This is a genomic window from Caulobacter ginsengisoli, from assembly GCF_030814835.1.
GTDB classification, from domain to species: domain Bacteria; phylum Pseudomonadota; class Alphaproteobacteria; order Caulobacterales; family Caulobacteraceae; genus Caulobacter; species Caulobacter ginsengisoli.
The window spans coordinates 348,496-369,873 of sequence record NZ_JAUSVS010000002.1 but is presented as its reverse complement, the minus strand read 5'-3'; the positions used below and the strand labels follow the sequence as shown (position 1 = coordinate 369,873).

Below are 21,378 nucleotides of genomic sequence, written 5' to 3'. Positions count from 1 at the left end.
TCTGATCGGAGCGCGCGCCATGGCCCTGAACGACATCCTGCTGCATATCGACAGCTATCCCGACCCGACGCCCAACGCCGCCATCGATGAGGCTGTCGCCCTGGCCGCCAAGCTGGGCGGGCGGGTGACCGCTCAAGCGTTCGCGATCCAGATCCCGCTGCGCCGCAACGCCGTCGCCGACCGGCTGGTGGGCCTGAGCGGCCTGGCGCGGGAAGAGGAGGCGCGCAGCCTCGCCGCCTGCCAGACCAGCCTGGCCCATTTCGCCACGGTCGCCTCCGAGGCCGACGTGTTCAAGGACACCCGGCTGCCGAGCAGCGACCTCTATGACCTGGACGCCGCAGTCGCCGTCCAGGCCCGCACCCACGACCTGACCATCGTGCCTTTCGGTTCCCCGATGGATGGCCAGCGCAGCATCGCCGAGGCCGCGATCTTCGGCTCGGGCCGGCCGGTGCTGGCGTTCCGAACCGGCAAATGCGGATCGGCGACATCCGAGCTGGGTGTCGTCGTGATCGCCTGGGACGGCAGCCGCGCCGCGGCCAGGGCCCTTGCCGACGCCCTGCCCGTGCTGGCCAGGGCGCGCGAGGTTCGCATCCTGACCATCCTCAACGACAAGCCGGCCGCCGGCGTCGGCCTGGGCGCCGAGGCGGCCCGGCATCTGGCGGCGCACGGCGTCTCGGCCAAGGTCGAGGAAGTCGACGCCAAGGGCCGCAAGATCGGCGCGGTGCTGGACGACTATCTGGCCAGCGCCAAACCGGACCTGCTGGTCATGGGCGCCTATGGCCATTCCCGCCTGCGCGAATTCGTGCTGGGCGGCGCCACCGAGCACATGCTGTTCGATCCGCCGGTTCCCGTCCTGCTGTCGCACTGACCGGCGGGTGCATGACCGGCGCCGGCCTCACCGGCCTTAGCGAAACCGAGGCGGCGGCCCGGCTGGCGGCCGACGGCCCCAACGCCCTGCCCCGTCCGCCCGGCCGCAACCTCGTCCGCATCCTGCTGGAGACGGCCCGCGAGCCGATGTTCCTGCTGCTGCTGGGCGCCACGGGGCTCTACCTGCTGCTCGGCGACCTGGGCGAAGGGCTGTTTCTGGCGGCGGGGGCGATGGCGGCGGTCGGACTGGTGGTGCTGCAGGAGGCGCGCAGCGAGCGGGCCCTGGCGGCCCTGCGCGACCTGGCCCAGCCCAACGCCCGGGTGATCCGTGAGGGCGAGGCGCGCAGCCTGCCGGCCGACCGGCTGGTGCGCGGCGACCTGCTGCTGGTCGGCGAGGGCGAGCGCATGCCGGCCGACGCCCTGCTGGTGGCCGGCGAGATGCTGAGCGTCGATGAATCGGCTCTGACGGGCGAGTCCGCTCCCGCTCTCAAGCGCCTGGCCACGCCGGGCGAAGTGTTTTCGGACGAGCCTGTTCCCGAGGGCCAGGCCGACCCCAGGCTGTTCGCCGGCGTCCTGGTCGTTCGCGGCCAGGGCGTGGCGCGGGTCGCCCGCACAGGGCCCCGCTCGGCCCTGGGGCGGATCGGCGGATCGCTGGCCAACCTCGCCGAGGCCCCGACTCCCTTGCAAAAGACGGCCGGCCGGCTGGTCGTGGTGCTGGGCGGGCTGGCGCTGGCCTTTTGCCTGGTCGTCGCGGTGGCCTATGGCCTGCAGCGGCACGACTGGGTCGGCGGCGCCCTGGCGGGCGTCACCCTGGCCATCGGGCTGATCCCCGAGGAATTTCCGATGGTGCTGGCCGTCTTCCTGGCGCTCGGGGCGTGGCGGCTGGCGGCCCACAAGGTGCTGGTCCGCCGCTCGGCGGTGATCGAAGCGCTGGGCGGGGCCAGCGCGCTCTGCGTCGACAAGACCGGCACCCTGACCGAGAACCGCATGCAGGTCGCCCGGCTATGGACCGCCGCCGGAGACATGGACCTGATAGGCGGCGAACCGGGGCCGGCCGGCCTGGACCTGCTCGCCCTGGCGGCCCGGGCCTCGGCGGTCCAGCCGGTCGATCCGATGGACCGGGCCATCCGCCGGCGGCTGCGGGACGGCGCCGACCCGGCGCCCACCGAGCTGGCGCCCGAGCGCGTCTGGCCGCTACATGCGGGCCGGCTGGCGGTGATCCAGGTCTGGCGCGGTCCCGGCGAGACCCGGCTGGCCGCCGCCAAGGGCGCCCCGGAGGCCATCTTCGCCCTCTGTGGGCTGGATGCGGCGCGGATCGCCCAGATGCATGCCGTTATCGAGACCTATGCTGAACAGGGACTGCGGGTGCTGGGCGTGGCCTCGTCCCGGCGCGATGGCCCGTTCGACGAGGAGCCGGCGGCGGGATGTTTCGAGTTCGCCGGGCTGGTCGGCTTCCTCGATCCGGTCAGGGCCGACGCGCCGGCCGCCCTGGCCGAGGCGAAGGCGGCCGGCATCGCCGTCTTCATGATCACCGGCGACCACCCAGCGACCGCCCTGGCGGTCGCCCGACGCTGCGGCCTCGACGTTTCCGATGGTGTCGTGCTGGGCGAGACCCTGGCCGCCCTGCCCTTCCCCAGCCTGTGCGAGCGGCTGCGCCGGGCCCGGGTCTTTGCCCGCGTGGCCCCCGAGCAGAAGCTGCTGATCGTCGAGGCCCTGCAGGCGGACGGCCATGTGGTGGCGATGACCGGGGACGGCATCAACGACGCCCCCGCCCTGCAGGCCGCCGACATCGGCGTGGCCATGGGCCGCAAGGGCACCGACGTCGCCCGCGAGGCCGCCGACCTAGTGCTGCTGGACGACAGCTTCGCCTCCATCGTCGGTGGGGTGCGGCTGGGCCGGCGGATCTTCACCAACCTGCGCCGGGCCCTGACCTATGTGACCGCCATCCACGTGCCGATCGCCGGCCTGGCCCTGGCCCCGATCCTCCTGGGCCTGCCGCCCATGCTGTTTCCGATGCATGTGGTGCTGATGGAGCTGGCCATCGACCCCACCTGCGCCCTGGTCTTCGAAGCCGAGCCCAGCGAACGGGACGCCATGCGCCGGCCCCCGCGCCGGCCGGACGAGACCCTGTTTGGCCTGCCCCAGCTGGCCGCCGCCCTGGTTCAGGGGGCCGGCGTCCTGGCCATCGTGCTGGGCCTCTACGTCTGGGCGCTGGGCGGATATCCGCAGGCGCAGGCGCGCGGCGCGGCCTTCCTGGCCCTGGTGCTCGGCAACCTGGTGCTGGCCCTGACCGACGCCACCGCCGGCCAGGGGCGGCTGTTCGCGCCGCAACACCGGACCTACTGGCTGATTTCCGCCGGCGTCGGGGCCATCCTGCTGCTGGTCTTCGCCCTGCCGCCGCTGGCCGCGGTGTTCCGCGTCGCGCCGCTGGACGGACCCCTGGCCGGCCTGGCCCTGGCGGCGGCCCTGGTCGGCGGCGGCTGGTTCGCCGTGGCGCAACAACTGCCGCGCCTGGCAGGGTGGCGGCCTACCGCTTGAACTCGTCCACCGAATAGCCCTGGAAATACAGCAGGGCGGTGAGATCGGCGTGGTCGACCCGGGCGGCCGCCTGCTCGGCGACGATGGGCTTGGCGCGGTAGGCGACGCCCAGGCCCGCGGCCTGGATCATGGCCAGGTCGTTGGCCCCATCCCCCACCGCCAGGGTGGCCTCGGGCGACAGTCCCAGGGCGGCGGCCTCGCCCTGCAGAGCGGCCAGCTTGGCCTCGCGGCCGAGAATGGGCTCGGCCACCTCGCCGGTCAGCACCCCGCCCGCCTCGATCAACCGGTTGGCGCGGTCTTCGTGGAAGCCGGCCTTGGCCGCTACGCGGCTGGTGAAATAGGTGAAGCCGCCCGAGACCAGCAGGCAGCGGGCGCCATGATGGGCCATGGTGCGGACCAGGGTCGCGGCGCCGGGATTGAGCCGCACCCGCTGCTCGTAGCAGGCCTGCAGGCTGCGGACCGGCAGCCCCTTGAGCATGGCCACCCGTTCGCGCAAAGCCCCCTCGAATTCCAGTTCGCCGCGCATGGCCCGCTCGGTGATGGCCGAGACCTGGTCCTTGACGCCGGCAAAATCGGCCAGCTCGTCCAGGCATTCGCAGCCGATGATGGTCGAATCCATGTCGGCGATCAGCAGCCGCTTGCGCCGCGCCTCGGTGGGCTGGACGCAGACATCGACCGCCAGGCCCTCCAGCAGGGCGGCGGTCATCCTGCGCGTGGCCTTGAGGTTGCCCTCGGCGGAGAAGTCGACGCAGCCGGGCCCCAGCGAACGGGCCGCGCCGGCGCATTGGCCCGACAGCCGGCCGGCGGCCTCGCCCAACACTTGCGCTTGAGGGGCAACCAGGGTGATGGAGAGCATCATGACCTCCCGCATCTGGCTGATCGCCGGTCCCACCGCAAGCGGCAAGTCGGCCCTGGCCCTGCGGCTGGCCCGCGAGACCGGCGGCGAGATCGTCAATGCCGACGCGTTGCAGCTCTATGCCGACCTGCGGGTGCTGAGCGCCCGCCCCGCGCCGGACGAGGAGGCGCAGGCCCCCCACCACCTGTTCGGTGTGGCCGACGGGGCCGATGGCTGGTCGGTCGGCCGCTGGCTGCGGGCGGCGACCGGGGTGCTGGACGACATCGCCGCGCGGGGGCGGACGGCCATCGTAGTCGGCGGGACCGGTCTCTACTTCAAGGCGCTGACCGAGGGCCTGGCGGAAATCCCCCCAGTACCCGTGGAAGCGCGGGCCGAAGCGGCGGGCGTGTTCGACACGCTGGGTGAAGCGGCGACCCGGGCGCGGCTGGCGGCGGCGGACCCGGTGTCGGAGGCCCGCATCGCGCCAGGCGACCGGACACGGCTGATCCGGGCCCTGGAGGTCTGGCTGGCCACGGGCCGGGCCCTGACCGCCTGGCATGCCGACACCCGCCCGGCCCTTACCCCCGATAGCTGGCGGGCGGTGGCGATCGAACCGGACCGGGCCGCCCTCTACGGCCGCTGCGACGCGCGGCTGGGGGCGATGCTCGAGGCCGGGGCGCTGGACGAGGTGGCGCGGCTGGCGGGGCGGGGGCTGGCGTCCGATCTGCCGGTGATGAAGGCCGTGGGGGTGCGCGAACTGGCGGCCCATCTGCGCGGCGAGCTAACCCTGGAGGCGGCCCTGACGGCGGCGCGGCAGGAAACCCGCCGCTACGCAAAACGGCAGCTGACCTGGATCCGGAACCAGACCCCGGACTGGCCGAGGATCACGGCGCTGGAGCCCGACGCGGCGTGGAGGCAGTTGGGGCCCTAGGGGACGGCGGCAACCCAGGGCATAGACCCGACATGGCGCGGCCCTATCTCCCTGCCGAAACGGCGATGCTGACCCGGATCTTCGGGGGTTCCATCGACTATGGCCGGGTGCGCATCGCCAAGGGCGCGGGCGCCAACCTGGTGGCGATTGGCGCCTTCCAGCGCAGGGCGCCCGCCATCACCCTGGGGCGAACCATCTACTACCGCGACGACTTCTACCGCGAAGATTTCACGGCCAATCCCGCCGACGCCGCCCTGCTAGCCCATGAGACCACCCACATCTGGCAGTACCAGACCCGGCTGGGCGAGACGCTGGGCCCGCCGACCGTGGCTCTGGACACCCTCAAGCACGGCAAGGACGCCTACGAGGTCGCCAACCTGACCGCCGACACCGACTTCAACAGCCTGGGCTATGAGCAGCAGGCCGAGGCGGTGCTGGAATACGCCACAGCCATGCTGGGCGGCCATGCGGCAAACCTCGCCCGCTATGGCGCGGTGTTGCGGTCAGGCGGCATCCCGCTGCCCGGCTAAATCCCGGATTTGGGCAATTCCTTTCCCCAAACCTCACCTTGACCCTAAACCCGTGTCGTGGCATGACGCTCACGCAAGCTTTGGAGCAAAAGTCGTGCGTATCGCAAAGATCGTACTTACGGAGCGGCCGACCACGACGTGACCCCAGCACGTCGTGAAACGGCCGCGCGAACTGAGGGCCCCTTGTGGGCCTTTTTTCTTGCCTTTTTCGCCTCCTCCGGACCGATCAGATGCCCAGCCAGAAGACCCTGACCCCCACCAACACGACCGCCACCCAGGAAATGACCGGCGCCGAGATGGTGGTCCGCGCCCTCGTCGACCAGGGCGTCGAGGTGATGTTCGGCTATCCGGGCGGGGCGGTGCTGCCCATTTATGACGCCCTGTTCCAGGACAACGCCGCCCACGGCGATCGCCTGCGCCATATCCTGGTCCGCCATGAGCAGGGCGCGGCCCATGCGGCGGAGGGCTATGCCCGCTCGACCGGCAGGCCGGGCGTGGTGCTGGTGACCAGCGGGCCGGGGGCGACCAACGCCATCACCGGCATCGTCGACGCCCTGATGGACTCCATCCCGATGGTCGTCCTGACCGGTCAGGTCCCCACCCACCTGATCGGCACCGACGCCTTCCAGGAGGCCGACACGGTCGGCATCACCCGCGCCTGCACCAAGCATAACTACCTGGTCAAAGACGTCCGCGACCTGCCGCGGATCATCCACGAGGCCTTCCACATCGCCACCTCGGGTCGGCCCGGTCCGGTGCTGATCGACATTCCCAAGGACGTGCAGTTCGCCAAAGGGACCTATGCCGGTCCTGGCGAGGTGGTCCACGCCCACGCCTATAATCCCCGCACCAAGGGCGATCCGGCCAAGATCGCCGAGGCCGTCCGACTGATCGCAAACGCCAAGCGGCCGATCTTCTACACCGGCGGCGGCGTCATCAACGCCGGTCCCGCGGCCAGCGAGCGGCTGCGCGAGTTCGCGGCCCTGACCGGGGCGCCCGTGACCTCGACCCTGATGGGGCTGGGCGCCTTCCCGGCCGCCGATCCGGCCTGGCTGGGCATGCTGGGCATGCACGGCACCTTCGAAGCCAACCACGCCATGCATGACTGCGACGTGATGATCTGCGTCGGAGCGCGGTTCGACGACCGGGTGACCGGGCGGCTGGACGCCTTCTCGCCCGGCAGCAAGAAGATCCACATCGATATCGACGCCAGCTCGATCAACAAGAATATCCGGGTCGATGTCGGCATCGTCGGCGACGCCGGCAGCGTGCTGGACGACATGGTCGCCGCCTGGAAGGCCGGCGGCCACACCGCCAACCGCGAGGCCCTGGGCGACTGGTGGCGCAGCATCGACCACTGGCGGGCGCGGCAATGCCTGCGCTACGGCCACTCCGACAGCGTGATCAAGCCGCAGTACGCCATCGAGCGTCTCTACGCCCTGACCCGCGACCGCGACGTCTACATCACCACCGAGGTCGGCCAGCACCAGATGTGGGCCGCCCAGTTCTACCGCTTCCAGGAGCCCAACCGCTGGATGACCTCCGGCGGACTGGGGACCATGGGCTATGGCCTGCCGGCGGCGGTGGGCGTGCAGCTGGCCCATCCGGATAGCTTGGTCATCGACATCGCCGGCGAGGCCAGCGTGCAGATGACCATGCAGGAGATTTCCACGGCGGTGCAGTACCGCCTGCCGATCAAGATCTTCATCCTCAACAACGAGTGGATGGGCATGGTGCGCCAGTGGCAGGAACTGCTGCACGGCCAGCGCTACAGCCACAGCTATTCGGAAAGCCTGCCCGATTTCGTGAAACTGGCCGAAGCCTATGGCGCGGTCGGCATCCGGGCCGACACCCCCGCCGAACTGGACGCCAAGATCATCGAGATGATCGACAGCCCCCATCCGGTGATCTTCGATTGCCGGGTCGAGAAGAACGAGAACTGCCTGCCGATGATCCCGTCGGGCAAGGCTCACAACGAGATGATCCTGCCCGAGGAAGGCGACGACCTGGGCGCGGTCATTGACGAGGCCGGCCGCCGGCTGGTTTGAAGGACTTCATGAGCACCGATCCCCAAGCGGCCGACCAGCCGGCCAGCGCCTATGACCTCAGCCACGAGACCGAGGTCGAGAACCTGGCGACCTTCGCCCTGCTGGTCGACAACGAGGCGGGGGTGCTGCATCGGGTGGTGGGGCTGTTCGCCGCGCGGGGCTACAATATCGAGAGCCTGACGGTGGCCGAGACCGACCGCCGGGCCCACACCAGCCGCATCACGGTGGTGACCCGCGGCGCGCCCCACGTGCTGGACCAGATCGAGGCCCAGCTGGAAAAGGTGGTCAGCGTCCGCCGCGTCCACAACGTCACCCGCGACCCCAACGGCGTCGAGCGCGAGCTGGCCCTGGTCAAGGTGCGCGGCACGGGCGCCGAGCGCGTCGAGGCGCTGCGGGTGGGCGAAATCTTCCGGGCCCGGGTGATCGACACCACCGCCGAGAGCTTCGTCTTCGAACTGACCGGCGCGCCGGGCAAGATCGACAGCTTCGTGGAACTGATGCGGCCGCTGGGGCTGGTGGAACTGTCGCGGACGGGCGTGCTGTCGATCGAGCGCGGCGCGACGGGGATGTAATTCCTCATCCGGCGACTGCCGCTTTCGTGCTGTCCTCGACGGCGCGCAGCCAAGGAAAATCAAGATCGCCATCGCGGTCGGCGTAGTGTCCCAACTGGGCGAGCGACGGCTCCCTGACGATCGAAACCGTTCGCCCCACGCAGCGGATCAGGCCGTCGGCGATGAGGGCGTTCCACAGGCGACTGGCGTGGACGGGCGTTATTCCCGCGGTCTGGGCGATCTGCCGCCGGGTCAGATGCAGCAGGAATGAGTTCTCGACCTGGCCATCGGCGGACCGCAGGCGATGCAGGATATCGATCAGAAGATAGGCAATGCGGGCCTTGGCGGAGTCGAGGCCCAGGCTTGCATGCCGGTCGCCTGCCGTAACCCGCTCGGCCTGGGCGAACATGTACATGATCGCCGCAAGCCGGGGCATGTTGAACATCTCCGCAAGCAGGCGTTTGTCAAAGGGCGCGATGACGGCGTCGGAAAGCGCTTCCAGACTCTCTGCGTGGTGACGCATCGAGACGCTGGGCATGGCGAGCAGATCGCCCGGAAAGTGCAACCGCCGCACCTGCTGCGACCCGTCGGGAAAGCAGCTGTAACTCATCACCCAACCGGCCATGAGCACGAAGGCCCGATCGGCGGGATCGCCCTCCTGGACGATGGTGTGGCCGCGTTTCACGGGCAGCGGACTGGCTTCAAGTCTTTCAAGGAAGGCCAGTTCGGACCGGTCGATCCTGAAGCGTCGTGTCACGCGCTCTGCAAAGACACCCATGGTCTTCTCCGGCGTAGCCGTCCGCAGTGCATAGCCGCAAACCAGCCTGACCGGTAACAAATGATATTTGAAGCCGAAACCGGGCGACATAGGCTGCGGAGGTTCATGCCGGGGGATTTTGAACCGAAGGAGCCCCTCATGAGCCCGACACTGGAAGATCAGGTCGCAAGGGAACCTGCGAACACTGAGGAACGGCCGGATAGCCGGCGCGATCTATTCATGCGCGGGACAGTGATGCTGTCCGGGGTGGCGTTCTTCGCCCTTCCCGCAGCCTGCGCTCGCGCCCAGGAGCCGCCGGCCGCGAGCAAGCCGGCGGACAAGCCGTCAGGACCGTCGCTCTATGACCGACTAGGGGGCATTTTCGCGATTGCCGCGGTCGTGAACTATTTCAGCGACGAGATCATCAAGGATCCGATCGCGGGTGCGCAATCGGCCAACCCCAGGCTTCGCGAATGGCACACAAAACAACTCGGCCGGCTGCCGGGCTTGAAGTTCATGCGCACGCTCTGGGTGGCCGCCGTGTCGGGTGGGCCATTCCAATACACCCCCACGCGGCCGGGAAGCACGAATCTCGGGCTCGAGGAAGCCCACAAGGATCTGAAGATCTCGCCCAAGGAGTTTGACGCCGTCGCGGCGGTGTTGTCGCGTTCCCTCGATCATTTTTCCGTGCCCCAGCGCGAGAAGTCGGAAGTCCTGGCCGCCTTCGCCGCGCACAAGGACGAGGTGACGAAAGGATCGCAGGCCGCGCCATAGCCAGGCCCAGGCGGGGATGCGGACCCTCGGAGCATGTCCCCTACAGGCCCGCCAGCCTCTGCATCAGCTCGGCCGCGCGGGCCAGTTCCGCCTGTTCCTTCACGGTCAGCGCCGCGTCCATCGCCGAGGCCAGCCAGGCTCGGCGGGCGGTCATGTCCTGGCTGATGACGGCGCGGCCGGCGGCGGTGATTTCCAGCAGCAGGGTCCGGCGGTCGACTTCGCCCCGGGTGCGGACAACCAGGCCGTCAGTTTCCAGTCGGGCAATCAGCCGGGTCAGGGACTGGGGCTGCAGCCTTTCGGCCTCGGCCAGACGGGCGGCGGGCATGGGGCCCTCGCGGTGGAGGGTGTTGAGCAGGCCCAGGCCCGACAGGCTCACCGCGGATTGGGGCCGCTCGGCGCGCAGGCGGCGAGCCAGCTGCAGAACGGCTCTGGCGATGGTGGCGGTCGAATCCGGCATTTGATACGCATAGCGTATTATCGAGAAAGGTGATAGAGCGGGGAGCATGACCGCTCTGACCGCCATCCTACCCTGCAACGACCTGGACGCCAGCGAGGCCTTCTACGGCCGGCTGGGCTTTGTGCGGGAGGGCGGGCCCGACGACTACCGCATGCTGAGCGACGGCAAGGGCGGAACCCTGCATCTGACCGATGCGGTGGCAGGGTGGCTGGTCCCAGGCCGCAATCCGTTCGGCCTGTATCTCTATGCCGAGAATGTCGACGAGCTGGCCGCTGGCGTGGCCGACCTGATCCTGGGCGGCAAGGTCGAGGACAAGCCCTGGGGCATGTACGAGTTCGCCCTCTCCGACCCCGACGAGACGCTGGTGCGGGTGGGCTGGCCCACCCGCCTGCGCGGCGCTCAGGCCGGCTGAGCCGCCAGCCGCTCGGCGCGCACCTTGCGGATGACCAGGGTGCGGAAGACCCCATACTGGCCCAGGAACAGGGCCGCCTTGGAGGCCATCGGGAAGATGGCCATGAACAGGGCCCAGGTCGTCAGGCTGTAGCTCATGGCGACATAGGCGTTGATCGCTGCCGTGGCGAACATCAGGGCGGCCCAGACATAGCCGGCGATCAGCAGCGGCCGCTCGCCCAGCCGGCCCTTGGCGATGTCGGGCATGTAGCGGCGCATCCAGTAGGGCTGCAGCATGACCGTCCCGACCACGATATAGATGATGCTGGGCTTGACCATCACGAAGCGCGGGTCGTCGGTCAGGATGCTGACCCCGCCCAGGACGGTGATCAGGCCCAGACTCATCCACTGCAGGGCGCCGATGGGCTTTTTGGCATAGAGCGCCCAGCCGATCTGGGCCACGGCGATGGCGATGCCCAGGCCGACGGCCAGGCGCAGATCGACCCCGGCCAGCCGCAGGCCGACGAAGACGAAGGTGGAGAGCATATCCGCCGCGAGGGGACGGACGGCTTGCATAAAGGGGTTCATGGCGGGGCTCCGTGATGTGAGGCCCCAAGACTGCGGGCAGCGGGGGAAATCGGCCAGACCGGTCCGCGAAAGGAACCCGTCGATTGGCGAAGACCACCCGCCGCTCGCGCTTCGTGAGCTGTCTTAGGCGGCTTTCAGCAGGTTGAAGCGGTAGAGGGCCGCCCCGATCGCCGCGCCGATGGCCGGCGCGACAATGAACAGCCAGAGCTGGCTGAGCGCCTGGCCCTGGACCAGAATCGCCGGGCCGAAGCTGCGGGCCGGGTTGACCGAGACGCCGGTGACCTGAATGCCGACGATGTGGATCACCGCCAGGGTGATGCCGATGGCCAGGCCCGCGAAGCCTGGCGACGAGCCTGCCCCGGTCGAGCCCAGGATGACGATGACGAAGAGGGCGGTCATCACCACCTCGAAGGCGAAGGCCGCCTGCATCGGGAACTCGCCCAGATAGCCCTCGCCCCAACCATTGGCGCCCAGGCTGCCGCCCAGGCCGCCGGCGTTGGCGATATACCAAAGGATGGCGGCCCCCACCGTCGCCCCGGCGAACTGGGCCACCCAGTAGATGACCATCTCGCGGGCGCTCATCCGCCCGGCGATGAACGCCCCCAGGCTGACCGCAGGATTGACGTGGCAGCCCGAGATCGGCCCGATGCCGTAGGCCATCGCGACGATGGCAAAGCCGAAGGCCAGGGCAATGCCCAGCTGACCGACGTGATCGCCGCCCAGCACCGCGGCGCCGCAACCGAAGAGTACAAGGGTCAATGTGCCGATGAACTCGGCCAGGAACTTGGACATCTGGACGTCTCCCTATGTTTTTTGTCGCCCCCGACTTGGGAGAGGCGTGGCGGGAGGTTGGTTGCTTTTGCCGAGTCTAGGAAGGGCTGGATGACGACATGTCGCGCCGGTGTTCTTCCCTCGGCAACCAATCGTCCCTATATTAGACCCGTTCGGGCTTGCCCGGACTATGGAGATAAACGCGCGCGTAATAAGCGGACTGGACCCGGGTGCGATTCCCGGCGGCTCCACCATCACCTTTTCCGGGTATCGCCGGAGAGCATGGGGCCGATCAGCATCGACAGACGTCTAAAGGTGTTTGCTTTCTCTCGGCCTGACCCACCGCTTCGGGTCATTAAACTAAATGCGAACGATAACTTCGCTGAAGAGTTCGCTGTCGCCGCGTAATGCGGTTCCGGTGAGTTCGACCTAAAGCCCTGCGGGTTTAGCACCTTCAGGCGGGGCCCGGAGGGAGCCTGGCAACAGAATCCCTCCACCTTCGTCATTTGCGGATTTGTTCAGGCTTCCCGCCGTTGTGGAAAGCCTGTCGCCCGGCAAGAGTCCGGCTTTGCGCCGGGCCGCCAACAGGCTACCTTCCCCTCAACAGAAACCGTCAGTTCGCGTCGGACAATGCCCCAGGACAAACCGCCTCAAGACCAGATGCAGTACGAGGCGATGGCGCAGGATGCGCTGCGCGGCGTCGTCAAGGCGGCGCTGCGGCGCGCCGCGGCCCCGGGCGGCCTGCCCGGCGACCACCATTTCTACGTCACCTTCCGCACCGACGCCCCGGGCGTTTCGGGCCCGCCGGAGGTGCTGTCGAAATACCCAGAGGAGATGACCATCGTCCTGCAGCACCAGTACTGGGACCTGGCGCCGGGCGAGACCTTCTTCTCCGTCACCCTGAAGTTCGGCGGCCAGCCCAAGCGGCTGTCGGTGCCCTATTCGGCGGTGGTGCGCTTCTTCGACCCGCATGTGCAGTTCGGCCTGCAGTTCGAACCGCCCGAGCCCCGCGCCGCCGAGCCGGTCGAGGCGCTGGAGGAGGCCGAGGCCGCGCCGATCTCGGACGAGCCCAAGGTCGTTTCGCTCGACCAGTTCCGCAAGAAGTAGGGCGTGGGCGACATCGCCTCCGATGAGGCCAAGACCCTGACCGACGAGGCCATCCTCGAGCGGTTCACCCGCACCAAAAACCAGCCCACCGGCTCGCAGACGCTCGGCTTTCGCCTCGTGGCCGTCAGCCAGGCCCGCAAGGAGGTCGAGGTCGCCTTCGACGCCCGGGCCGAGCTGCTGTGCAACCCGATGGGCCAGGTCCAGGGCGGCTATGTCTGCGCCATGTTGGACGAATGCATGTCGGTGGCCGGCATGGTCGCCTCGGGCATGACCAGCGTCGTGCCGACCCTGGAAATGAAGACCAGCTTCCTGCGGCCCGCCATGCCCGGCCCCCTGCGCGGAGTGGGCCGGGTGATCCGTTACGGCCGCACCATCGCCTTCCTGGAGGGCGAACTCTACGACGGTGAAGATCGGCTGTTGGCCAAGGCCTCGGCAACCGCTATTCCAACGCCCTTCAAGTCCTTCAAGAAATAGGATTTTCGCATGCGCCGCTGGCTTCAGATGGGTCTGGGATTGCTGGCCGCCGCGACGCTCTCCGCTTCAGCCCTCCCCGGCGCCGCCATGGCCGCCGGCAAGCCCTCGCCCTTTGCGAACTGGGCAGCCGTGGTCGTGGCCGGTGACTATCACGCCGCCCACGACTCGGAAGAGACCGAGGCCTTCGACAACGCGCGCCGCGACGTGACCACCGCCCTCAGCACGGAGATGGGCTTCCAGCCCGGCAATGTCCGCCAGTTTTCGGTGCGGCCCGGGCGCTATCCGGACACCAGGCCGGGCTCCAGCACCGTGTTCAACATCTACGACAATCTCAAGGAACTGGCGGGCCAGGCCAAAGGGGGGTGCCTGTTCTACTACACCTCGCACGGCGCCCCGGAAGGCGCATACCTGGGCAGCGAGGATCCTGACGGGGCGACCCTCATCTTCCCGACCGAACTCACTGAGCTGATCGAACGGGCCTGCCCCAAGCGTCCGGTCATCGTGGTGATTTCGACCTGCTTCTCGGCCGTCAACATCCCGGCCATGAGCAAGCCCAACTGGATGGTGATGACCGCCGCCCGCAAGGATCGCACCTCGTTCGGCTGCAGCGCCAGGGACACCTATCCCTACTTCGACGCCTGCTTCCTGTCGCAGCTCAAGGCGGCCAAGAACTTCGCGGTTCTGGCCCCGGCCGTGAAGGCCTGTATCGGCCAGAAGGAAATCGATACCGGCATGCGCCCGCCCGCGGAGCCGCAGACCTACATCGGCGGCGCCATGCTGCCGCTGCTGCCGCTGATGCCCTTCCCGCACGGGGGCTAGGTTTTCAGCGGCAGGCCCGCAAAATCCCTCCCGTTCCGCCGGGTTAAGCTCTAGAAGCTGAAGGCACCACAGCCCCGAGGCCGACCTTGCACCTTCCCCCAGCCGCGCGCGCCGTGACGGCGGCGCTCTGCGTCTTCCTGACCAGCCTGGCCCCGACGATGGGCGGCGCGCAGACCGCGAAGCCGACGCCCGTCGCGCCCACCGCCGCGCCGGCCGCCACGCCTGGCGTCGTCCCCATGGTTCCGGCCGAGCTGGAGGCCTTCGTCGACGGCGTGGTGCGCGACGCCATGGTCCGCGACCATGTGGCCGGGGTGACGGTCAGCGTCGTGCAGAACGGCCAGGTCGTCCTGAAGAAGGGCTATGGCTTCGACCGCCTCTCGCCCGGCCGGGCGGTGGATCCCGACCGCAGCCTCTTCCGCATCGCCTCGATCTCCAAGACCTTCACCTGGATGCTGATGATGCGCGAGGTCGAGGCCGGCCGCATGCGGCTGGACGGCGATATCAACCTCTACCTGCCCCAGGCCGTGCGGGTGCCCGACCAGGGCTATGACCGCCAGGTTCGGGTCAGCGATATCATGACCCATCGCCCCGGCTTCGAGGACCGGGCGCTGGGCCAGCTGTTCGAGCGCGAGCCGGCCCGGGTTCGGCCCCTGCTGACCTATCTGCGCCAGGAGCGGCCCCGGCGGGTGCGCGAGCCGGGGACCCTGCCCTCCTATTCCAACTATGGGGTGGCGCTGGGCGGCGAGGCGGTGGCCTATCTGAACGGCAAGACCTTCCAAAGCCTGGTCGAGAGCCGCATCACCGGCCCGCTGGGCATGAGCCGCACCACCTTCCGCGAGCCCTATCCAGCCAAGCCCGGACTGCCCGCGCCCATGCCGGCCTGGCTGAGCGGCGACGTCTCCGAGGGCTATATGTGGACCGGCGGCGGTTTCTCACCCCGCGGCTTCGAATACGCCAGCCAGGTCGCCCCGGCCGGCGGCGCCTCGACCACCGCGGCCGACATGGCCCGCTACATGCTGATGATCCTGGGCGACGGGACCCTGGACGGAACCACCATCTACAGTCCCGCGACGGCGGCGGGCTTCCGCACCCCGGTCCGGCCCTATCCCGGCGTCGCCGGCTGGGCCCATGGCTTCAACGAGACGACCCTGCCCGGCGGCTATACCGGCTATGGGCATGGCGGCGACACCCTGGCCTTCCACTCGCAGATGGTCACCGTCCCGGCCCTGGACCTGGGCGTCTTCGTCTCGACCAACACCGACACCGGCTATCGCCTGGCCGGCGTGCTGCCCGGGATGATCGTCCAGCGCTTCTACGCCCCGCGCTCGGACCTGCAGGCGCCCGGTTCCGACTGGCTGAAGGCCAATGCCGGCCGGTTCGAGGGCGAATACATCTCCACCCGCCGCGCGCACCACGGCCTGGAAAAGCTGGTCGACCTGATCAACGCCAGGTCAAAGGTCTCGGTGAACAGGGCCGGCTACCTGGTGATGAAGGGCTTCGACTTCCAGAACGTCTGGGCCCCCACCGACGAGGCCGGCCATTTCCGCGAACTGGGCGGCTGGCGGACCCTCACCTTCGAGATGAAGGAAGGCCGGGCCGTCCGCTACTACAGCCCGGGCGGGGCCGTAGCCTATAACCGCGGCGGGCTGGTGTTCAGCCAGACCCTGATGTTCCTCGTCACGCTGGCGACGCTGATCGCGGCCCTGGCCACCCTGGCCGGCGTCTTCCAGCGCGACCGCCGCGACTTCCGCCAGACCACGCCGCAGAGCCGGGCCAGCCTGGTCCAGAACATCCAGTCGGTGCTGTTCCTGCTGGCCATCGGCGAGTTCGCCCTGTGGGGCATGAAGGCCGGCGACGTCACCGCCATCTTCTACGACTGGCCGGGCTGGCTGCTGCTGACCGGCTCGGCCTTCGCCCTGGTGGCCAGCGTGCTGCAGCTGATCGTGCTGGTCCTGCTGCCCTTCATCTGGCGCGGTGGCCGGCGGGTGGACAGCTGGACGACCGGCCGCAAGCTGCGCTTCTGCGCCACGGCGGCGATCTTCACCCTGTTCTCGCTGCTGCTGGCCCTGTGGGGCGGCATCTACCCCTGGGCGGCTTAGAGGCGCCATTTAGACGTTAACGAATCAGTTACCGCGACATCTCGCCCCTTGTCGGCACGGTCCTCGCAGCCCCAGGATCAACTTGGGCAGTTGGGGTTCAGTAGCGTGTCAAAAGGGGACGGTATCGCGTTCGGGGCCGCGGGGATTGCGGCCTGGTTGCTGGCGACGGCCTTCTACGCCGCGTTCGGGGGCTCGCTGCTGGAAACGGCCTTCTGGTTCTATGCGCTCAACGCCTTCCTGATCGCGGCGGGCTATGGCCTGCTGTTCGTGGCGGTGGCGCGGCTTCGCCGTGTACCCTGCCGCAAGCGTGGACTGCCGGCTCTGGTCTTCGCCGCCCCGGGCGTCATCGGCGCCGCCGTCGTGCTCAGCAATTTCGGCCAGCTCTTCCCGGACTTCAGCCCCGCGAGCCTCGGCCGCTACGGCGCCTATCTGTTCGTCGGCTTCGCGGCCCTGACCCTGCTGGCCCTGGAGCGCCCGCGCCCCAAAGCCTAGCGCTTGGTCACCCTGATGGTGATGCGCTCGCGCTCGCCCTGGTGACGCTCGACCAACAGCCGGGCCACCTGGGAGTCGTCGTGGAAGGCATAGCCCTTCACCGCGTCCAGCAGCGCCTTGGCCAGGTTGTCCAGGTCCATGAGCGGCGGTTCGCCCTCATGCTCCATGCGGATCTCGACCTCATGGTCGCCCCAGCTCGGCCGGGCGGCCCGCCATTCCTTGCGGAAGAACTCATAGAGCAGCGGCTTGTAGTATTTGGCCTGGGTGGTCAGGCCGTCGACGACGACCTCCAGGACGCCGCCGATCTCGCGGGCCCTGACCTTGCCGAATCCGACCCAATCGCCATCCATGACCGCGATGTAATAGTCGCAGCGGCCCCGCCTCCGCTAGACTCGCCGCGAAGAGGAGGCGCGGGATGGCGGTCTCACGGCGAGGCTTTCTGACCTGGAGCGCCGGCGGCGCCTTCCTGTTGGCCCTGCCGGCCCGCGCGGCCGGGCCCCTGTCGCCCTGGATCGCCATCCATCCCGACGGCCGGGTGGTGCTGACCACCACCGCCCTGGAGATGGGCCAGGGTTCGCGCACCGGCCAGGCGCAAATCCTGGCCGACGAGCTGGACGTGGCCTGGGAGCAGGTCTCCACGGTCCTCTCGCCCGAAAGCGCACCCTTCCTCAGCGACGGGGCCCTCTATTCCGGCGGCAGCGAGACCCTGCGCACCCGCTTTACCCTGCTCCGCAAGGCCGGGGCCTCGGCCAGGCTGCAGCTCATCGCCGCCGCCGCCCGCCGCTGGGGCGTCGGTCCTGGCCAATGCGACACCGAGGCCGGGTTTGTGCGCCATGGCGCCAGCGGCCGGCGCCTGGGCTATGGCGAACTGGCGGCCGAGGCCGCCGTCCTGCCCCCGCCCGCCGATCCGCCGCTCAAGCCGGCGGCGGCCCGCCGCTTCATCGGCAAGCCGCTCTCCACCCTGGACCAGGCCGACAAGACCAACGGGACCGCCCGCTATGGCATCGACTTCCGCCTGCCCGGCATGCTGTTCGCCTCGATCTGGCAATGCCCTGCCTGGGGCGGGAGCCTGGAGAGCGTCGATCCGGCCCCCGCCCTCGCCAGACCCGGGGTGGTTAAGGTGGTCCAACTGAAGAACGCCGTGGCGGTGGTGGCCCGCTCGACCTGGCAGGCCTTCCAGGGCCTGCGCACCCTGGAGCCGAAATGGCGCGAACCCGACACCCTTGCCGCCTCGCCCCTGATCGCCAAAACCCTGGCCGCGCAGCAGGGCGGGACGGGTTCGATGGTGCGGCCGCGCGAAGGCGGCGAGGCGCAGCGGGCGGCCCTGCGAGCCGCCTATGCCACGGCGACCCGCAAGCTCGAGGCGAGCTACGAGCTGGCCTATCTGGCCCATGCGCCGATGGAGCCGATGAACGCCACGGCCCGCTGGACCCCCGAACGGCTGGAGATCTGGGCGCCTTGCCAGTCGCCGACCTGGCTGCGGGACGATGTGGTGGCCGCGACCGGGCGGCCGGCGGCGGAGATCGTCGTCCATCCCCTGTTGATGGGCGGCGGGTTCGGGCGGCGGCTGAAGGGCGACTATGCCGCCCTCGCCGCCCTGGTCGCCCGCGAGGTCGACGGGCCGGTGCAGCTGGTCTGGACCCGCGAGGAGGATTTCGGCCACGACTTCTACCGCCCGGCGATGCGGGCCACCTTCCGCGCCGCCCTGGACGGCGGCCTGCAGGGTTACGAGGTGGTCGCCGCCACCACCGACGATGTCACCGGCTCCAGCCAGCCGGCCCCCTATGGGCTCAAGGCCTGGGCCGCCACCCTGACCAATGTGAAGACCGGCGTCCCCATCGGCGCCTGGCGCTCGGTCGACACCGGCATGATGCTGTTCGCCAGGGAGAGCTTCATCGATGAGTGCGCCGAGGCTCTGGGCATCGACCCGCTGGCCTTCCGCGAGCGCCTGCTCGGCGACAATCCCCGCGCCCTGCGGGTGCTGCGCGCCGCCGCCAAGGCCATTGGCTGGGGCAAGCCCGCGGCCAAGGGCGTCGGCCGGGGGTTGGCCCTGATGCATGACTGGGACACCCTGGTCGCTCACGCCATCGAGGCGGAGGTCACGGGCCAGACCCTCAAGGTCAGGCGCATCGTCGTGGCCGCCGACTGCGGCCTGGCGGTAAACCCTCAGCAGGTGCGGGCCCAATTCGAGGGCGGAACCCTGATGGGCCTGTCGGCGGCGCTGGGCGAGGCCATCACTGTCACCGATGGGCGAGCCGACCAGTCCAATTTCGACACCTACGCGGTGCTACGCATGAACCAGGCCCCGCCCATCCAGGCCATCCTGTTCGACAGCCCCGACGCGCCGGTCGGCGGGGCCGGCGAGCCGCCGGTGCCCGGCGTCGCCCCGGCCCTGGCCAATGCGGTGCGGATGGCGACCGGCCGGCGGGTGCGGTCCCTGCCGTTCGCCGCCCAGGGTTTCTCGGTCTAGAGCTTCTCGACCTTCACCGCGGTGCCGTAGGCCAGCACTTCGGTGATGCCTTCCATGATCTCGTTGGCGTCGTAGCGCATGGCGATGATGGCGTTGGCGCCGGCCGCCTGAGCGTGCTCGATCAAGAGGTTCAGGGCCTCCTGCCGGGCCGTCTCGGCCAGGTTGGTGTAGATCGACAGGTTGCCGCCGAAGATGGCCTGGATGCCACCGCCGATATTGCCGATGACGCTGCGCGAGCGGACGGTAATGCCCCGGACCAGGCCGACATATTCGGTGACCCTGTAGCCGGGCAGATCGTTGGTGGTGGCGACGAGCATGACGTCCTCCCTGGATGATGGCCCGCTATAGCCCATCGCCCGTTGCGGCGGGAGCCCCGCGCGGCTAGACCGCCGCCATCGTTGAGATGGATGCCAAGATGACCGCCACCCGCACCGAGACCGACACCTTCGGCCCCATCGAGGTCGCCGCCGACCGCTACTGGGGGGCGCAGTCGCAGCGGAGCATCGGCAACTTCAAGATCGGCTGGGAGAGGCAGCCCAAGCCGATCATCCGGGCCCTGGGGATCGTGAAGCGCGCCGCGGCCGAGGCCAACATGCAGCTGGGCAGGCTGGACCCGACGATCGGGAACACCATCGTCGCGGCGGCCCAGGAGGTCATCGACGGCAAGCTGGACGACCACTTCCCGCTGGTGGTCTGGCAGACCGGTTCGGGCACCCAGTCGAACATGAACGCCAACGAGGTGATTTCCAACCGCGCCATCGAGATGCTGGGCGGCGAGATGGGCAGCAAGAAGCCCGTCCACCCCAACGACCACGTCAATATGAGCCAGTCGTCGAACGACACCTATCCGACGGCCATGCACATCGCCTGCGCCGAGCAGGTGGCCCACGACCTGATGCCGGGCCTGTCCCACCTGCACGCCGCCCTGCAGGCCAAGACCAAGGCCTTCGACCACATCATCAAGATCGGCCGCACCCACACCCAGGACGCCACCCCCCTCACCCTGGGCCAGGAGTTCAGCGGCTACAGCCAGCAGGTCGGCCAGGCCATCCGGCGGATCAAGGAGACCCTCTACGGCCTCTACGAACTGGCCCAGGGCGGCACCGCCGTCGGCACGGGCCTGAACGCCCCCGTGGGCTTCGCCGAGCTGGTGGCCGAGAAGATCGCCGCCATCACCCACCTGCCCTTCATCACCGCCCCCAACAAGTTCGAGGCCCTGGCCGCCCACGACGCCATGGTGTTCAGCCACGGCGCCATCAACTCGGCCGCCGCGGCCCTGTTCAAGATCGCCAACGACATCCGCTTCCTGGGCAGCGGCCCGCGCTCGGGCCTGGGCGAACTTTCCCTGCCCGAAAACGAGCCCGGCAGCTCGATCATGCCCGGCAAGGTCAACCCGACCCAGTGCGAGGCCCTGACCATGGTCTGCACCCAGGTGTTCGGCAACCAGGCCACCATGACCTTCGCCGGCGCCTCGGGCCATTTCGAGCTCAACGTCTTCAACCCGGTGATGGCCTACAACTTCCTGCAGTCGGTCCGGCTGCTGGCCGATGCGGCGGTCAGCTTCACCGACAACTGCGTGGTCGGCATCGAGGCGCGCGAGGACAACATCAAGCGCGGGCTGGAGAACAGCCTGATGCTGGTGACGGCGCTGAACGGCCGCCTCGGCTACGACGTCTGCGCCAAGATCGCCAAGACCGCCCACAGGAACGGCACCACGCTTCGCCAGGAAGCGGTCGGCGGCGGCTATCTGACCGACGCGGAGTTCGACGAGTATGTGCGGCCGGAGAAGATGATCAGCCCAGGCTGAGATCGTCGAATCGCTTCGGGGGACTGCCCCCCTAACCGATGGTGACGCGTCGGCCGTCCGGCATGACCCTCTG

22 protein-coding genes, 1 other RNA gene and 1 pseudogene are annotated in these 21,378 nt (G+C 69.2%); 17 read left to right on the top strand and 7 right to left on the bottom strand.

The genetic code is table 11. The features are described from left to right. Window positions 1-19 precede the first annotated feature (19 nt). Complete coding sequence (locus QO010_RS07045; RefSeq protein ID WP_307347728.1) at window positions 20-868, top strand: universal stress protein; 849 nt, start codon at window positions 20-22, stop codon at window positions 866-868. A gap of 11 nt (window positions 869-879) precedes the next feature. Then, complete coding sequence (locus tag QO010_RS07040; protein WP_307347726.1) at window positions 880-3,405, top strand: cation-translocating P-type ATPase; 2,526 nt, start codon at window positions 880-882, stop codon at window positions 3,403-3,405. Here the strand turns inward: QO010_RS07040 and serB are convergent. Next, on the bottom strand, window positions 3,395-4,276 hold the full coding sequence (serB, locus tag QO010_RS07035; protein WP_370873726.1) for a phosphoserine phosphatase SerB: 882 nt from the start codon (window positions 4,274-4,276) through the stop codon (window positions 3,395-3,397). The genes QO010_RS07040 and serB overlap by 11 nt on opposite strands. Between serB and miaA the strand changes: the two genes are divergently transcribed. The 4 genes from miaA to ilvN all read left to right on the top strand — a co-directional run bounded on the left by miaA (window position 4,260) and on the right by ilvN (window position 8,321). Beyond that, on the top strand, window positions 4,260-5,171 hold the full coding sequence (gene miaA / locus QO010_RS07030) for a tRNA (adenosine(37)-N6)-dimethylallyltransferase MiaA (protein WP_307348634.1): 912 nt from the start codon (window positions 4,260-4,262) through the stop codon (window positions 5,169-5,171). The genes serB and miaA overlap by 17 nt on opposite strands. A 65-nt stretch (window positions 5,172-5,236) precedes the next feature. Continuing rightward, entirely contained in the window at window positions 5,237-5,701 is a 465-nt protein-coding gene (locus QO010_RS07025) for an eCIS core domain-containing protein (RefSeq protein ID WP_307347724.1), read from the top strand. Window positions 5,702-5,931: 230 nt separating this feature from the next. Continuing rightward, window positions 5,932-7,749 (top strand): acetolactate synthase 3 large subunit, encoded by a 1,818-nt coding sequence (locus tag QO010_RS07020; protein WP_307347722.1) that lies wholly within the window; start codon window positions 5,932-5,934, stop codon window positions 7,747-7,749. Window positions 7,750-7,757: 8 nt separating this feature from the next. Then, on the top strand, window positions 7,758-8,321 hold the full coding sequence (ilvN, locus tag QO010_RS07015; RefSeq protein ID WP_307347721.1) for an acetolactate synthase small subunit: 564 nt from the start codon (window positions 7,758-7,760) through the stop codon (window positions 8,319-8,321). Between the two features lie 4 nt (window positions 8,322-8,325). Here ilvN and QO010_RS07010 read toward each other — a convergent pair whose 3' ends face one another. Beyond that, entirely contained in the window at window positions 8,326-9,168 is an 843-nt protein-coding gene (locus QO010_RS07010; protein WP_307347719.1) for a Crp/Fnr family transcriptional regulator, read from the bottom strand. A 48-nt stretch (window positions 9,169-9,216) separates the two neighbouring features. Between QO010_RS07010 and QO010_RS07005 the strand changes: the two genes are divergently transcribed. After that, window positions 9,217-9,831 (top strand): group I truncated hemoglobin, encoded by a 615-nt coding sequence (locus tag QO010_RS07005; protein WP_307347718.1) that lies wholly within the window; start codon window positions 9,217-9,219, stop codon window positions 9,829-9,831. Between the two features lie 40 nt (window positions 9,832-9,871). Here the strand turns inward: QO010_RS07005 and QO010_RS07000 are convergent, their stop codons facing one another. Next, window positions 9,872-10,288, bottom strand: a complete 417-nt coding sequence (locus QO010_RS07000; RefSeq protein WP_307347717.1) for a MarR family winged helix-turn-helix transcriptional regulator — start codon at window positions 10,286-10,288, stop codon at window positions 9,872-9,874. Between the two features lie 46 nt (window positions 10,289-10,334). On the opposite strand from QO010_RS07000, the gene QO010_RS06995 reads away from it, so the two are divergent. After that, complete coding sequence (locus tag QO010_RS06995) at window positions 10,335-10,700, top strand: VOC family protein (protein WP_307347716.1); 366 nt, start codon at window positions 10,335-10,337, stop codon at window positions 10,698-10,700. Here the strand turns inward: QO010_RS06995 and QO010_RS06990 are convergent. Together QO010_RS06990 and QO010_RS06985 are read right to left on the bottom strand one after the other, a co-directional pair. Next, window positions 10,688-11,266 (bottom strand): inner membrane-spanning protein YciB, encoded by a 579-nt coding sequence (locus QO010_RS06990; RefSeq protein WP_307347715.1) that lies wholly within the window; start codon window positions 11,264-11,266, stop codon window positions 10,688-10,690. The two genes, QO010_RS06995 and QO010_RS06990, sit on opposite strands and share 13 nt — an antisense overlap. 123 nt (window positions 11,267-11,389) lie before the next feature. Next, window positions 11,390-12,058 carry an aquaporin gene (locus QO010_RS06985; RefSeq protein ID WP_307347714.1) on the bottom strand — a complete coding sequence of 223 codons (669 nt, stop codon included), beginning with the start codon at window positions 12,056-12,058 and terminating at the stop codon, window positions 11,390-11,392. Between the two features lie 111 nt (window positions 12,059-12,169). Here QO010_RS06985 and ssrA point away from each other — a divergent pair. From ssrA to QO010_RS06955, 6 genes are all read left to right on the top strand, one after another. Further along, window positions 12,170-12,535: a transfer-messenger RNA gene (gene ssrA / locus QO010_RS06980) on the top strand. A 132-nt stretch (window positions 12,536-12,667) separates the two neighbouring features. Further along, window positions 12,668-13,144 (top strand): SspB family protein, encoded by a 477-nt coding sequence (locus QO010_RS06975; RefSeq protein WP_307347713.1) that lies wholly within the window; start codon window positions 12,668-12,670, stop codon window positions 13,142-13,144. Window positions 13,145-13,147: 3 nt separating this feature from the next. After that, window positions 13,148-13,618: a PaaI family thioesterase gene (locus QO010_RS06970; protein WP_307347712.1), complete on the top strand. Its 471-nt coding sequence runs from the start codon at window positions 13,148-13,150 to the stop codon at window positions 13,616-13,618. A gap of 9 nt (window positions 13,619-13,627) precedes the next feature. Then, window positions 13,628-14,437, top strand: a complete 810-nt coding sequence (locus tag QO010_RS06965; protein WP_307347710.1) for a C13 family peptidase — start codon at window positions 13,628-13,630, stop codon at window positions 14,435-14,437. Window positions 14,438-14,523: 86 nt separating this feature from the next. Continuing rightward, a complete protein-coding gene (locus tag QO010_RS06960; protein WP_307347708.1) occupies window positions 14,524-16,536 on the top strand; it encodes a serine hydrolase domain-containing protein in 2,013 nt (670 codons plus the stop codon). Between the two features lie 105 nt (window positions 16,537-16,641). Then, complete coding sequence (locus QO010_RS06955; protein WP_307347706.1) at window positions 16,642-17,028, top strand: DUF5367 family protein; 387 nt, start codon at window positions 16,642-16,644, stop codon at window positions 17,026-17,028. On the opposite strand, the gene QO010_RS06950 is transcribed toward QO010_RS06955, so the two are convergent. Then, a complete protein-coding gene (locus tag QO010_RS06950; RefSeq protein ID WP_307347704.1) occupies window positions 17,025-17,378 on the bottom strand; it encodes a RusA family crossover junction endodeoxyribonuclease in 354 nt (117 codons plus the stop codon). The genes QO010_RS06955 and QO010_RS06950 overlap by 4 nt on opposite strands. Before the next feature lie 62 nt (window positions 17,379-17,440). On the opposite strand from QO010_RS06950, the pseudogene QO010_RS24065 reads away from it, so the two are divergent. Continuing rightward, window positions 17,441-17,932: pseudogene (locus QO010_RS24065) on the top strand (molybdopterin cofactor-binding domain-containing protein); the annotation flags it as partial. Between the two features lie 120 nt (window positions 17,933-18,052). After that, window positions 18,053-19,498: a xanthine dehydrogenase family protein molybdopterin-binding subunit gene (locus QO010_RS06945; protein WP_503128608.1), complete on the top strand. Its 1,446-nt coding sequence runs from the start codon at window positions 18,053-18,055 to the stop codon at window positions 19,496-19,498. Here QO010_RS06945 and QO010_RS06940 read toward each other — a convergent pair. Next, complete coding sequence (locus tag QO010_RS06940) at window positions 19,495-19,815, bottom strand: YbjQ family protein (RefSeq protein WP_307347700.1); 321 nt, start codon at window positions 19,813-19,815, stop codon at window positions 19,495-19,497. The two genes, QO010_RS06945 and QO010_RS06940, sit on opposite strands and share 4 nt — an antisense overlap. 98 nt (window positions 19,816-19,913) lie before the next feature. On the opposite strand from QO010_RS06940, the gene fumC reads away from it, so the two are divergent. Continuing rightward, window positions 19,914-21,305, top strand: a complete 1,392-nt coding sequence (gene fumC, locus QO010_RS06935; RefSeq protein ID WP_307347699.1) for a class II fumarate hydratase — start codon at window positions 19,914-19,916, stop codon at window positions 21,303-21,305. Window positions 21,306-21,378: the final 73 nt, after the last annotated feature.

Bases quoted from the DNA above. Each gene is read 5' to 3' on its own strand.
- QO010_RS07045 (WP_307347728.1), top strand. From the start codon at position 20: ATGGCCCTGAACGACATCCTGCTGCATATCGACAGCTATCCCGACCCG.
- QO010_RS07040 (WP_307347726.1), top strand. From the start codon at position 880: ATGACCGGCGCCGGCCTCACCGGCCTTAGCGAAACCGAGGCGGCGGCC.
- serB (WP_370873726.1), bottom strand. From the start codon at position 4,276: ATGCGGGAGGTCATGATGCTCTCCATCACCCTGGTTGCCCCTCAAGCG.
- QO010_RS07025 (WP_307347724.1), top strand. From the start codon at position 5,237: ATGCTGACCCGGATCTTCGGGGGTTCCATCGACTATGGCCGGGTGCGC.
- QO010_RS07020 (WP_307347722.1), top strand. From the start codon at position 5,932: ATGCCCAGCCAGAAGACCCTGACCCCCACCAACACGACCGCCACCCAG.
- ilvN (WP_307347721.1), top strand. From the start codon at position 7,758: ATGAGCACCGATCCCCAAGCGGCCGACCAGCCGGCCAGCGCCTATGAC.
- QO010_RS07010 (WP_307347719.1), bottom strand. From the start codon at position 9,168: ATGTCGCCCGGTTTCGGCTTCAAATATCATTTGTTACCGGTCAGGCTG.
- QO010_RS07005 (WP_307347718.1), top strand. From the start codon at position 9,217: ATGAGCCCGACACTGGAAGATCAGGTCGCAAGGGAACCTGCGAACACT.
- QO010_RS07000 (WP_307347717.1), bottom strand. From the start codon at position 10,288: ATGCCGGATTCGACCGCCACCATCGCCAGAGCCGTTCTGCAGCTGGCT.
- QO010_RS06995 (WP_307347716.1), top strand. From the start codon at position 10,335: ATGACCGCTCTGACCGCCATCCTACCCTGCAACGACCTGGACGCCAGC.
- QO010_RS06990 (WP_307347715.1), bottom strand. From the start codon at position 11,266: ATGAACCCCTTTATGCAAGCCGTCCGTCCCCTCGCGGCGGATATGCTC.
- QO010_RS06985 (WP_307347714.1), bottom strand. From the start codon at position 12,058: ATGTCCAAGTTCCTGGCCGAGTTCATCGGCACATTGACCCTTGTACTC.
- QO010_RS06975 (WP_307347713.1), top strand. From the start codon at position 12,668: ATGCCCCAGGACAAACCGCCTCAAGACCAGATGCAGTACGAGGCGATG.
- QO010_RS06965 (WP_307347710.1), top strand. From the start codon at position 13,628: ATGCGCCGCTGGCTTCAGATGGGTCTGGGATTGCTGGCCGCCGCGACG.
- QO010_RS06950 (WP_307347704.1), bottom strand. From the start codon at position 17,378: ATGGATGGCGATTGGGTCGGATTCGGCAAGGTCAGGGCCCGCGAGATC.
- QO010_RS06945 (WP_503128608.1), top strand. From the start codon at position 18,053: ATGCTGTTCGCCTCGATCTGGCAATGCCCTGCCTGGGGCGGGAGCCTG.
- QO010_RS06940 (WP_307347700.1), bottom strand. From the start codon at position 19,815: ATGCTCGTCGCCACCACCAACGATCTGCCCGGCTACAGGGTCACCGAA.
- fumC (WP_307347699.1), top strand. From the start codon at position 19,914: ATGACCGCCACCCGCACCGAGACCGACACCTTCGGCCCCATCGAGGTC.